Raw genomic sequence first — 13,479 nt, forward strand, 5'->3', positions numbered from 1 at the left:
GGTTCATGGTCGATGCCCTGACCGCCGTCGATGTGGCGTTGTGGGATATTCTCGGCAAGTCTGTTCAGCTGCCTGTATATCAGCTGCTGAGCGGCGCTTACCGCCGGGAAATACCAGCTTATGTGTCCGGTATTCCGAAGCAGACGCGGGAAGAACGTATTGAACTGGCACTGGAATGGAAGGCGAAGGGGTTTACGGCAATCAAGCTGCATCTTGGCTTCGGTGTACATGAGGATGCCGAAAGCGGAATGAACGGACTTTACTTTTATGAGGAGCTGAATCGCGGCGCTGTAGGTACGATGCCTGCCTGCGAATTTCCGGAGGTTTGTGTGCGGATTTATCAGGCTTTCAAATCCGGGGATCTGGACACCGCGCGCCAAACCTTTTATCAGTATTTGCCGTTCATGCGAATCGGTACACTGCCCGGTTTTGCAATGGCCGTCCATAAGGAAATACTCCGGACGGGCGGGGTGATCGAGTCTGCCTATGTTCGCAATCCAAATGCGCCAATCGACGAACGTATCCGTCAGGAAGCCTTGGATACACTGAAGGATGTCGACCTGCTGGCGCTGCGCTGGCATGAGGTGAAGGCAGCGCGTTAGAGCGAATTTTCATCAGCCATAAAGCATTCTGCTTAGATACACTTTATTCCGTAACGAGCGGCTTGCCGTTTGTACCGCTGCCGCTAAACCCGGTCCTCTGAATCAGGTTTAGCGGTATTTTGACATCTGTTTCAGCCTTCTTATGAGTTTAAATGTTTGACTGACGCAAAATCAACTAAATTGTAATTTCCACTTTCATAAATCAGCTTTGTGATCGAGCATTCCGACACCAGTTCACTTTGTACCGCCACAAAATTAGGGTGCCAAACATTTAGCTCATCCTCAGAAAATGTCTGAACCAGAAAATCAGTTATTAATCCCCCGTGAGCAACAATAACAATATTAGTTTCAGGCGGATAATGATTTGCCAACTCTAATAATAAAGAGGATAAGCGTGCACCTGCCTGCTTTGCAGAATCTCCTACGGGTGGTATGTAGTCAGGATCACGTGTACATCGCTCCCACATAGCAACAAATTCTTCAAAGGTTTGATCAGGTATATCCCCCCAGTTAGCCCGTTCCCGCAAACGATTATCCTCTGAAATAGTTGCTTTCGTTTTTAATGCCATATATTCGGCGGTTTCTTTGGCCCTTCGGAGCGGACTCGTCACTATGGTTGTTATCGGTAATTGGCACAAACTTTGAGCTGTTAATTGTGCTTGTACTGTCCCTTTGGACGTAATTGAGACATCTCCAATTGCTTTTTCTTTTATAGCGTGCCTTACAAGAAAGAATGTTGTACTCATTTTACAAACCTCCTGCTGTTTTAATAAAATAATTCGATTACCATTTCATATTGATTTTACAGCTCTCACTACAGCTAAGGCTACAGGCAGTTTAATTATAAAATTATAGTCCGTGGTTCTCTATATAGTCTTCGATGGTGGGCCAAATGTCTAGCGGGAAGTCTCCGTCACGTGATAGACTAGATATTAGACGGATATACCTCCTCCTTCCCCTTTGAAAGCGTTTGCGGAGGAGATGCAAGCAATCGAAACTGATCATCGGATTGAGTGGACAATTTGTTGGGTAAAGGAGCAAACGTTGATGAAGATGAGTAATTATGATGGAAGTCAAATGACATTAGGTGGTGAGTGTAGATGATACCTGGAGATCAGAAGCTTTATTCTGACGTGTTGCGCCCTGTCTTGGAGGCGGTCGCCGACCGAATGATACCAGAAGATACATGGCCCTCGGCAACGGACTCGGGAGTCCTGGCATATCTGGAACGCCGCGCCGGCGAGGATGTCACCACCTGGAAGGATTTGATTGAACCCGGACTTCACACACTGGATGCAGAAGCAATTAATCTTCATCAACGACCATTTGTCGAACTGTCGGCTAACGAGCAGGACGAACTGCTGCATGACCTTGTGTATGATCGTGTGCAGGACTGGCCTGTTTCACCTAAACGTTTCTTTACCACGCTATTGAGCTTAGTTATCGAAGGGTACTATGGAAGCCCTGAGTCTGGTGGAAACCGCGAGGGTACGTCGTGGGACATGATTGGATTTCGTCCGGGGACCTTCCCTGAAATAGATGCACCCGTTCTAGAACCCGAGCTATCTGAGCGGACCTTCGATCAGCTTCAAGACCAGTATGATGTTGTCGTTGTGGGAGCCGGTGCTGGTGGCTCGGTAGCCGCAGCGGTATTGGCGGAATCGGGACTTCGCGTTCTCGTCGTCGAACGTGGAAGTTGGCTTCCATACAGTCAGATAGGCAGTGATCATGTGCGAAATCATCGTTTGAGCAAATACGGCCATAACACAGGACCAGCGTTGGAAGGTAACCCTCGCACGATTCTTTTGGCCAATGGAGATGAACGGATTACAGCACCCTTCGAAGGCGACTATCATAATAACGCGATGACTTTGGGAGGCGGCACACGTGTCTACGGGGCACAGGCATGGCGATTTCATCCAGATGACTTCCGCATGGCGACTCGCTATGGGATTCCTGATGGGAGCTCGCTCAGCGATTGGCCGATCAACTATGATGAACTCGAACCTTATTACGAGCGTGCAGAGTGGGAAGTTGGTGTCTCTGGGGATGGTGATGCCCACACTGGACGTGGGCGGCAGCGGCTTCATTTTCCTATGCCAGCTCTACCAAGAACTCTGGAAGCAGAACGCTTAGCTCAAGGAGCAGCTAATTTAGGATGGAACGCAGGTCCGGTTCCTCTCCTCATCAATTCAGTCGAACGTGACGGTCGACCGGCCTGTGGAAGGTGCGGCCAGTGTGTCGGCTTTGCCTGCCCGACCAATAGCAAAAATGGCGGCCACAATACAATGTTATTAAGAGCACTCGCTACCGGTAATTGCGATCTGATTTGCGATACGATGGTGGAGCGTATCGATACCGAGGCAGGAAGGCGCGCCACCGGGGTTCGTCTTGTTCAGGAGGCAGCAGGCTCGATCCAACGTCGGCAAGTGCGCACGAATCACGTGATGGTTGCAGCCGGAGCTATCGAAAGTGCGCGCTTACTCCTCAATTCGGCCAACGATGCAGAACCACATGGAATAGGCAATCGGTACGGCCAAGTAGGAAGGAACCTTCAGGGTCATGTGTATACGGGCGCCTACGGCCTCTTTGATGATCCGGTTCAAGACGGTCTTGGACCTGGGGTGAGTATTGCTACCTGTCGCTTTGCCCATGGTAACGCGGACGGGATTATCGGGGGCGGGATGCTGGCCAACGAATTCATCCGGCTGCCCCTTATTCACTGGAATCGTGCACTTGCTCCAGATGCGGCGCGATGGGGAATCGCAGGCAAGGAAACGATGCGCGATAGTTATCTGCGCACTAGTCATGTTCAGGGACCTATTCAAGAAATACCTAACGCCGAGTCAAGAGTACGGCTCTCGCCAACGGTCAAGGATCGTTTCGGAGTGCCAGTGGCTCAACTTTCAGGAAGTGTCCATCCAGAATCTCTACGAGCCGCAGCCATGCTGGCAGAGCAAGCAGAGACTTGGCTCTGGGCAGCTGGAGCACGACGCGTTTGGCGAACCCAACCAGGTGGTGGGCTTAGTGCCGGGCAGCATCAAGCGGGCACACTGCGTATGGGTGAAGACCCTATGACATCAGTCACCGACCCTTCTGGTCGTGTGCATGGATACGACAATCTCTGGGTGAGCGACGGCTCTGTACATGTTACCAATGGCGGCGTTAACCCGGTATTGACGATTCTTGCTTTGGCTTTCCGCACGGCAGAGAACCTGGTGAAACAAACGTAGCGAAATGCCGGGAATAGATTAATCGCTTAAATGAAAAAGCATCGGCCTGTGGCCTACCGATCGTCATGCATGATCACAGCTGCAGGCCAGGATGTGAATTTATGAACCCATTTGCTATAAGCTATAGCGTCGTATTTATTCTGTGATTAAAGAAAACCACAAAATAAAAAAAACAAGAAATACAACTATCAGCACACCAAGTAATGCTGCAATCCAAAATCCTTTTGATTTAAAAAATTCAGTGTTTGTTGGACTTGTTTCAAAGGTCGGGCCCCAAAAAACCTTTTCTTCCTTGCCCACATTTTTCAAACAAATTTTATAATAAGCCTCCGCGTAGGTCTCATCATATCTTTGCAATTTATCCCAAAGCTCCTTGTTAAGAGCTTCTATTTCCTCTTTCCTCTCACTTTCACGAAGAAGTACTGCCATAAGTACAACCCCTTTCGAATTTGATCTATTGTCCTCCGATTGAATCCTACTCATTAAACTCAATTAGGAGGTCATTTGCTAAATTTCCGAATTGTCTAATATCGCTTAAGTAATCATATCCGTTAGCGGGGTTACTTAATTGGTTGTACATTCTGACTACGACTGCATCATATTTCGGCACGACCAAGCAAGCACATCCCGTAATACCGAGTATTTGATAAGAACAGTTAGGCAGTCGCTCCCCTAATTGATTCGTAGGAGTATCGCTTTGCAACCACCATATAAAACCATTTCGCGGCAAATAAGCTGGAACGTTTTTTGGAGTTTGAGGAGTAATCACACGTTCAAAAACACTTTGAGGTAACAATTGCTTGCCATTCAGACAGCCTTTTCTTAGGTGAAGATACCCCCACATAGCCAAATCCCTTGCACTAATGAACAAGTTACTTTGGTCTCCAGCATTACTATTGTTAGGCCCGACCCATATATCATTGTCCTCGTAATAGTTGTAAATGAGGTTCTCATGGTACTCGGTTCTCCATCCAGTTTCCATAAGCTTATACATATCTAGCACATTCGCTTTCATAAAAGTGCTTAAGTTTTGCCCAGACAAGTGTAGAACCAATTGAGTTAACATTGTGATACCCAAATTTCTATACGCCCAATTTTCTCCATTAGGAAACTCTTTTTCTATTTTACCTGCTTTTTCTATTAAACCGTGAGTATGGGTTAGTAAATGTCGCAACGTAACTCCTTTTAATGAACTCTTATACTGGCTTAAATAGGTTCCGACATCATCGTCAATACTCTGGATTAACCCTTGTTCTATTAAGAGACTTATCGCGAGTCCAAGATATGTTTTACGGATAGAGCCTACATTAAATTGGGTGTATGCATCAACTTTACGTGATTCTTCAGAGGAATCGTGTCTCCCTGAATACCATTCATTAACAATTACACCCTTCATAATAATAAAAGATGCTGCCGCTGTGGCGTTCATAGCAATTTGACTATTGTATATATACTCATTGAGACTTTGAAAATGGTCGGTCACAACTTTATCCTTTATCACAATAACACTCTCCTATTCAGAAGCATTAAAAATCGGTAAGGATAAAAATCACACCTTTTTACTTATTCTTTATAAAAAATATCTTGCTTATACTCTCAAAAAATTTAATAATATGAATCAGGCCTTTTTGACAGGTACTACTAGATTACGATTGGAGCTTCATTACTCACCGCAGAAAGGTTGATATTGACATCATGGATTTATCTCAACGAATTACCAAGGAACAAGCAACCAAAAGATCGTTCCCCATCTCTATACTTTCTCTTACAGTGGGTGCCTTCGCAATAGGTATGACTGAATTTGTCATCATGGGTCTTCTGCCCAATGTTGCAGAGGATTTGCAAGTCAGCATCTCATCAGCAGGACAACTCATTACGATGTATGCCCTTGGGGTAGCAATCGGTGCGCCTATACTGACCATACTCACCCACCGAATCCCACAAAAGAAACTATTGTGTCTGCTGATGGTTTTATTTATTCTTGGCAACGGAATCTCAGTTTTCGCTCCGAACTATGCAGTTATGATGGGAGCCCGCATAATAACTGCATTAACACATGGGACATTCTTTGGAGTCGGGGCTGTGATCGCCTCTAATCTTGTACGTCCGGACAAACGGGCCGGGGCTGTATCCATTATGATGGCTGGTCTAACTATTGCAAATATTATCGGTGTTCCTATGGGAACATTTATCGGTCAGCATATGGGGTGGAGATCCTCATTTGGTGCAATTGCGATCATGGGAGTTATCGCCTTGATTGGTATCCTTATCTTCATACCACAAATCCGGCAAGATAAACCAGCTAGTATGTTACTGCAAATCAGATCTCTGATCAGGCCTAAGCTGCTGCTATATCTGCTGATCGGAGCATTAGGCAACGCCGGCTTATTCAGCGTATTTACTTATATTACGCCACTGCTTACGCAAGTCACCGGTTTTGCCGAGCATAGTGTAACCTGGATATTAATCCTATTCGGTTGTGGAGTGACACTCGGCAACATCGTCGGAGGAAAGCTGGCGGATTGGAAGCTGATGCCTTCTGTCTTAGGACTTTACTTTACGATATGTGTCCTCCTAACCCTTTTTACCTTTACCATTTATAGTCCAACCGCTGCAGTATTGACCATTTTTCTGTGGGGTGCCGCTTCCTTCGCTGTGTTTCCGGGGCTGCAAGTACGAGTTATGAGCCTTGCACAGGCGGCGCCGGCACTTGCCTCTACCTCCAGTCATTCAGCTGGTAATCTTGGAAATGCAGCTGGCGCCTTCATTGGGGGATGGGTTATTACTCATCTGGCTATTACATCCCTTCCTTGGGTCGGTGCTGTGCTTGTAGGACTGGCTCTGATTTTGGGAATTGCTTGCTATATCGCAGAGCGCAAGCACGTTACAGCGTAATTCGTTTCCTATCCTGATACAAACAGCTCCGGTTTCGTTATGAAGCCGGGGCTGTTTGTATCAGACGAAACTCGCTTGGATCGCCTGAACCATCCACAGAGATGACATAGTTGATTCTAAACCTTAGCCTCGAACTCGATCCAAATATTCGTGCCAAATGTCTCTTTCCTCTTCCGTCATTCCTCCGGTTATTGTGGAAAAATCTATTGCCCGGTCGAAACAGTCTTTTAATCGAACAAATTGCTGAAAGGAAGCTGTTATTTGGCTCAACGAGACCGATCGGGCCAACTCCTCCAGCTTCCCAACATCACGGCAACCGCTCAGCTCCAAGCACTGGAGATTTTCAAGCTTGGCCAGTGCGGAAATATCTTCAACCGACGAATCTTTCAAGATGATTTCTTTCAGCTTATGGCTTTTCTCTAGAAATTGCATAGTCGGCACAGTAATCTCTTCGAGCTCCAGCTTACGCAAGTTCACGAGCTTGCCTAGTATGTCCAAATCGCCTTCGGTTACTTCTCCTAATCCGGAAATTGTCAGTTCCTTTAGCTGCTTAAGCTCGGCTATACTGCGAAGCTGTTCGGCATCCGGATTGGAAATCTTCAAGGCATGCAAGCTCTTGATCGGCTTCAGAGGAGAGAAGTCACGGATCTGCGTATTTTGGACATCTATTGCTTTCAATTTGGGAAGCGCACTAAGAGGTGATACATCAGTAACAGCCGTACCGGAAATGATCAACTCCTGCAAAAACTCCAGACTTTGCAGCGGGCGAAGGTCCGAAACCGGATTTTTCACCAGATACAATATTTTTAACTGCTTGCAGCCACTCAACGCTTCGATGGAACGGATTTCATTCACACTCAGAACCAATTCACGCACATCCGCACATCTTACCAGAGGAGTAATATCAGTCAGGCCTTGACCTATAAAAAGCAGCTGCTTCGCACGAAGAAAAGCATCTGGAGAGCCGCTCTTCTCCATGATCCTTTCTTTCCAACCGTTATTCAGGCTATCAAACCAATCACTCGTGTCCTGTACAACCGACTCTGGTCTGAACGATTCAAGCACAGGAAGCTCCATCCTGCTTAGCGCATCGAGGAAATTGACCTCCTCTTGCTTACCAAAGCTCCATGTGATGTATTCTTCGTCTTCATGATTCACGTTATAATTGCCTTCCTTCACCATATCGCGAATAAATTGCAGCAAAAGAGAGATGCGGAGGGCTATCACATACTTGACCTCTTCGTCGCGGCCGAAATTGATCACCTGTCCCTTAATTCCTTTGTCTGCAGGATCGAGGTCGATACCAAGATTGTTGCCGCCCCAATCTTTACTGATCGGCAGCCAATAACGGTTAATGTACTGTTCCTTAATCCAGTTCGCAGGAACAGAATAATGTTCCACTTCCAAGACATCATCTTCCAGATTGATCCAAATCGACCATTCCGCAAGCATATCATCGAGCGATAGAAATGGCAGTCCGAAAAACAACCCTGGACCGCCCTCCTTTTCTCCATTATGGATCAGGTAAAGTTCCCGCAGCTCAGAAGGCAGGTCAAATCCCAATTCCGCTTCCGCCTTGCGAAGCTCCTCCTCCGTTGCCGGCGGGTTTAACGATGCAGCTAGCTGAGGAAGGTCACCCTGCAGCAGCTCTATTATTTCTTGAAGCAGTTGTTTCATTTATAATACCTCCTTCAAAAAGTTTCTGCTCACAGGAATTAACTATACCTTTCTAATCATAATGGAACTCGTTGCCAACGAAAATACGCTCAACAGCCTATTATCATAGGACCCATGAACATGGAAGAGTTCTAGAATCACATTTGGGCGATAATGCCCAAATCAAGCAGCTTGGATCTGCTCATGTTGTCCAGCACAAAAGAAATCCACAACACGAGTTAATCGCATTGTGGTTTATAGGGTCTTGTTTGTTATTTGGATAATCCCCATTGAGGTCTTAATCTGCTTGTGTTCCTAGTTCTCACCTTAATATCCCATTTCCTTTAATATTCCTGACAACGTGCGCAGACGTTCGCTAATCATCTCATCGTCATCACTCAGAGCTTGGCTGAACAGTTTTATATCTTCATTAATTTTCTCATTATCCGTACATATCGACACGGTCATGGCATCACCTTGCAAGCCAATCCGGTCGATGACAGGCTCTTTTGGATCATATAAATGCTCATATCTGTATGCTTCGCGAAAATGCTCCATAGACCGGCAAATCAGAATAGACAAATCAAGAACGCGATGGAGAGGCAGCTCCTCCGATTGCCTTGACCACTTTTCACCCGTATATCTCCATACCTTGGCAGAGATATCGACCTTTCCTCTATCGTTCCATTGGGCCAATCCGAGGGAAAGACCTTTTGCATCCGTATTTCGGGCGATTCGTCCGTCAACCTGCTCATAGTTTTCTGCTACCACAACAGGCTTATGCTTTAAAGTAGTTGGTATTTTCATTATTCAGCCTCTTTCCATTTACTTATTTTCTGAATTACTAATTTACTAAATATGTGTTACATTGTATATTGGATTTTATCGTTAGTCAATTCGTCAATGAGTGAGCATTTACCATGTGTTGAGATTAATCTATCTTGGCTCCATGAGAAAGCGCAAACAATACGGATTGCTCTCTATCCATTCTTAAACCTGTAACGATTAAGGATTTGAAATCAATTTTATCCATTTTAGCCCCTCTTACATCAGCACCCTGCAGCTTCGCTTTGGCCAGTACCGCCATACTCAGATCACAGTTTCTTAAATCGGCCTTTTCCAGGTTGGCTCCTGACAAGTCTGCTTCATAAAATTTAACCCCACGTAAGTCCTGTTTAACTAATCTCGTATTTCTTAAATTTGTATACGACCAATCGCCTTGAGCAATTGTGATCCCATCCATATTGGAGCCGGCAAAATCCGAACCTGTCATTTTACATCTTTCAAATTTCGCAACAAAAAGATTCGCTTGATTAAAATTACAATTCTCAAATGCGGATTCTTTATGTATGGAGCCATTTAACGATGCTCCGCTAAAATCACACTGAATAAAACGACAGTTGCTGGATGTAATCTCCTCTAGCGAGCCGTTAGAAAACGAGCAGCGATTAAATGTACAACTATTCAGTTCACCGTACCTTAAATCTTGAGTGCCAAAGTTTACCTCTGTATAATTTTGATTACTATGTTGAAACATGAGATGCCTCCTTGTGGTGATGATGGTGCATTAAAGCCAGACTATCTTTCGACCTGAAAATACTTATTTAAATTACTTATTTACTATAGCACACGGCTGTCAAGATCCTGCATGATTCCATCCAAAAATCAAGCGCTTTATTTTTTGTCCAAGGCAACCACTATCAGGTATGCTAGTATTCATTGACATTAGCCGCATCCGGGATAATAAGCTTTTTAATCAGTGCCCACCTATCCCGTGGATTTATGACGTATTCTGATGCAATGGCTACAAAAAACTAAAAAGCCCCAATGGCATATTCCATCAGGACTTTCAGCGGTTCCAAAGTTCTTTATTCACTTGCTGCTAATTTAGATCAGTCCAGCTTTGTGGAGTAGTCTCTGAACAAGAGCTGCAACCTCCGCTCTCGAGATCAACTCTTTGGGTTCAAGCTGATATCCATTCCTGCCTGTAACAATTCCCGCATCCAAGCAATTTGCAATACTAACCCTCGCCCATTCCGATGCAAGATTGCCGTCGTCAAATTTACTAAGCAATTGTCCAGCCTCTTGTGCTTGAAGGTTAACCTGAGGACCGGTTATTTTCATCGCATTGGCAATCATCATCATGGCCTGTTCTCTGGTAATCTTATCTTCTGGAGCAAATGTACCATTCTCAAAACCGGTTACTATGCTCCTATTCAACGCTGTATTCACATAACCGTTATACCATGCGCTTGATTGGACATCCTTAAACGGGCTCAAGCCGTTATCTGCTTTCAGTCCCAATGCGCGAACGATCATAGCAGCAAATTCAGCACGTGTGATGTTTTGGTCTGGCGCAAAGGTGTCATTACTTACCCCGTTGATAACCATTCTGGATCCCATATCGTTGACAACCTCTTGGGCCCAGTGGTTCTCGAGATCCTTAAAAGCAACCGGATGCCATACAATTGCGTACGTACTGTTGGTCAAGCTGTTCACCTTGGCAAATTGCTTGTTTGCAACAACGACAATACGGGTGGGAACATGACGGACGCTTCCGTCAGGATCAACAACAACACCAGTTGTTACTTGTTTAGGATCAACGCCATCTGGAATGGCAATTGTCCTTTCCACGTAAACGTTGAACTGGGACACTTCAATAGTTGAATCTCTGAAAATAGCTTTTATTGTAAAATTGAGCGGTGGTACAACAACGTTAAACCCGCCTTTGTGTGCTGTATCTTCAACGATTTTTACTGTATCCGCTGTTGGTTTAGCAATCATGAGCTGAATTTTAATGTCCTGAAGCGCTGAGCTCTTTCCCAGCTTTTCAATGATCGAATTGATATCGATTTGCTGTGCTGGCAATGTGTAAGAAGCGCTGTCTGTTTGTATGACAATTACGGCTTGCTTTTGTTCCATGCTTTTGACCATTTGTCCGTCAAACTCACCGATAATAACATCGGAAGCTGTACTCACAGGTATCGTGATCACGGCTTTCTGATCTTCTGCAGCAAGCTTTTCTACCAGCTTCTTGGGATCAAAAGTAATTGTCGTTACCGTTTGCCCATCCATTATTCTTGTTGTAGCAGTTCCTATCTGTTCTTGTTTACCATTAAACAGTACGTCAATTCCTGTTGTCGGCTGCGCCGCTGCTCCACTGCTACCACTATTGCCGTTGTTTGAAAAGGATCTTGGTGTGACTTCGTTTGAAGCCACGGAAGCCTCACTGCTGCCCGCGCTATTAACTGCTTTTACCATAAACGTATACGTTGTTCCATTTGATAAGCCTGTAAATGTAATCGGACTTGAGGTGCCGCTTAGCGAGATATTACCTGGTAAGGCAATGGCTTCGTAACCTGTTATTTCACTTCCACCGTTATCAGAAGGTGCTGTAAAGCTCACTGTTGCCTGTGTATTTCCTGCTGATGCCGTAACTCCCGTGGGTGCTGCCGGTACCGTCTTCGGGGTGGCACTGATCTCATTGGAAGCTGCGCTATCTCCTCCTGGATTTGTTGCTTTTATTATAAAATAGTAGGTTGTTCCATTGATCAGTCCTCTAACTTCATAGCTATATACGGAGCCGCTGACAGTTGTTGCTTCTGCATAGGTTCCACCAACTGTACTCTTGTATATTTTATATCCTGTAGAACCTGCAACTCCATTCCAAGTTAGTCTTACCTGTCCATTTCCTGCTGCAGCTGACAAGTTAGATGGAACGGATGGTGATGCAACTTGTGGAACAGCACTTACTTCATTGGAAGCCGCGCTATCTCCTCCCGGATTCGTTGCTTTCATAATAAAATAGTAGGTTGTTCCATTGATCAGCCCTGGAACTACATAGCTGTATACGGAGCTGCTAACAGTTGTTGTTTCTGCTGCATAGGTCCCAGCAACTGTACTCTTGTATATCTTATATCCTGTTGAACCTGCTACTCCATTCCAAGTTAACCTTACCTGTCCATTACCTGCTGCAGCTGAAGTTATAGATGGAACGGATGGCGATGCAACTTGTGGGACAGCACTTAGTTCATTCGAGGCTGCGCTATCTCCTCCTGGATTCGATGCTTTTAGTACAAAATAATAAGTCATGCCGTTAATCAAACCCACAGCATCATAGGTATACACGGATCCATTGACCGTTGCTAACGGCGCTCCGTAGGAACCAGTCGTATTGCTGCTAAATATTTGATACTCTTTTGAGCCGACTACAGAATTCCAATGCAAATTCACATGCCCGTCCCCTGCGATCGCAGATTGCAGTACCGGTACATCAGGCGCAGCCACCTGTGGTATACGGCTAACTTCATTTGATATTTGACTTTCTATGCCTCCATGAATAGAACGGACTACAAAAAAATACGTTGTGCCGTTCACGAGTCCAGTGATTTTGGAGCTGTAAACAGAACCTCCGACTGTATCTACAGCGGATCCGTAGGTACCAGATACCGTTGACTGAAATACCTTGTATCCCTCCATACCTACAGGTTTCCAAGTAATGTTCACATAACCGTCTCCAGGTGATGCGGATACAATCATGGTAGGTTCAACTGCATACACAACCTGAGTGATGGTAAACGTCTCGTCGATCATAAGATCCGCCGATACGGATACAGTTGCGTTGTACGTTCCTACTGCTAAGCCGTCCTGTGCCTTTACTGTAAAGGTGGTTGACGGTACTGCACTGCTCAAAGTTGTTTCATTCGGCTGAGCAATAATAAAATCGTTCGCATTCGTACCACTTAATGATACCCTCAAGCCCGTCAAATTCCCGGTTCCTGTTCGGGATACCGTGATCGTCTTGGTTTTTTGTGTTCCCGTTGCATATCCAACCGTCAGCGCCGCGGCAGACTGGTTATCAATGGCGCTTATCGAAAAAGTAGGCGCTGCGTCTGTGGTGACTTGTTTCGTCGTATAGGCGGTTTTATTACCCGCTTCGTCCTTCACGATTACGTTAAAGTAATAAGTTGTGCTTTCCGTCAGGCCTGTCACACTATATGTACCTATGTCCGCCGTATAGCTGCCTACTGCTGTTCCGTTCGTTTCAATATTCGCTACCGTGTCGAGGTTATTACTGCTGGATTGGTATACTT

At 45.5% G+C, this 13,479-nt stretch carries 10 protein-coding genes; 3 read left to right on the forward strand and 7 right to left on the reverse strand.

Going from position 1 to position 13,479, the window contains the following annotated elements:
• Positions 1–5: 5 nt before the first annotated feature.
• Positions 6–602 (forward strand): hypothetical protein, encoded by a 597-nt coding sequence (locus tag LRL21_RS42710; RefSeq protein WP_240421843.1) that lies wholly within the window; start codon positions 6–8, stop codon positions 600–602.
• Positions 603–742: 140 nt separating this feature from the next.
• Here the strand turns inward: LRL21_RS42710 and LRL21_RS42715 are convergent, their stop codons facing one another.
• A complete protein-coding gene (locus LRL21_RS42715; RefSeq protein ID WP_240421844.1) occupies positions 743–1,348 on the reverse strand; it encodes a histidine phosphatase family protein in 606 nt (201 codons plus the stop codon).
• 354 nt (positions 1,349–1,702) lie between these two features.
• On the opposite strand from LRL21_RS42715, the gene LRL21_RS42720 reads away from it, so the two are divergent.
• A complete protein-coding gene (locus LRL21_RS42720) occupies positions 1,703–3,835 on the forward strand; it encodes a GMC family oxidoreductase (protein ID WP_275901179.1) in 2,133 nt (710 codons plus the stop codon).
• 135 nt (positions 3,836–3,970) lie between these two features.
• Here LRL21_RS42720 and LRL21_RS42725 read toward each other — a convergent pair whose 3' ends face one another.
• Together LRL21_RS42725 and LRL21_RS42730 are read right to left on the reverse strand one after the other, a co-directional pair.
• The gene (locus tag LRL21_RS42725) at positions 3,971–4,264 is read right to left on the reverse strand and encodes a hypothetical protein (RefSeq protein WP_240421846.1); all 294 of its coding nucleotides are present in this window, start codon (positions 4,262–4,264) and stop codon (positions 3,971–3,973) included.
• 46 nt (positions 4,265–4,310) lie between these two features.
• A complete protein-coding gene (locus tag LRL21_RS42730) occupies positions 4,311–5,336 on the reverse strand; it encodes a serine hydrolase domain-containing protein (RefSeq protein ID WP_240421847.1) in 1,026 nt (341 codons plus the stop codon).
• Positions 5,337–5,530: 194 nt separating this feature from the next.
• On the opposite strand from LRL21_RS42730, the gene LRL21_RS42735 reads away from it, so the two are divergent.
• Positions 5,531–6,730, forward strand: a complete 1,200-nt coding sequence (locus LRL21_RS42735; RefSeq protein WP_240421848.1) for an MFS transporter — start codon at positions 5,531–5,533, stop codon at positions 6,728–6,730.
• A gap of 123 nt (positions 6,731–6,853) precedes the next feature.
• Here LRL21_RS42735 and LRL21_RS42740 read toward each other — a convergent pair whose 3' ends face one another.
• The 4 genes from LRL21_RS42740 to LRL21_RS42755 form a co-directional block, all read right to left on the reverse strand.
• Complete coding sequence (locus LRL21_RS42740) at positions 6,854–8,407, reverse strand: leucine-rich repeat domain-containing protein (RefSeq protein WP_240421849.1); 1,554 nt, start codon at positions 8,405–8,407, stop codon at positions 6,854–6,856.
• A 306-nt stretch (positions 8,408–8,713) separates the two neighbouring features.
• Entirely contained in the window at positions 8,714–9,193 is a 480-nt protein-coding gene (locus LRL21_RS42745) for a DUF6530 family protein (protein WP_240421850.1), read from the reverse strand.
• A gap of 124 nt (positions 9,194–9,317) precedes the next feature.
• Complete coding sequence (locus LRL21_RS42750) at positions 9,318–9,923, reverse strand: pentapeptide repeat-containing protein (RefSeq protein WP_240421851.1); 606 nt, start codon at positions 9,921–9,923, stop codon at positions 9,318–9,320.
• 350 nt (positions 9,924–10,273) lie between these two features.
• Positions 10,274–13,479, reverse strand: a 3,206-nt coding sequence (locus LRL21_RS42755; RefSeq protein WP_240421852.1) for a fibronectin type III domain-containing protein, incomplete at its 5' end; no start/stop codon positions are given.

The sequence above is a fragment of the Paenibacillus periandrae genome, assembly GCF_022458865.1.
GTDB lineage: Bacteria > Bacillota > Bacilli > Paenibacillales > NBRC-103111 > Paenibacillus_S > Paenibacillus_S periandrae.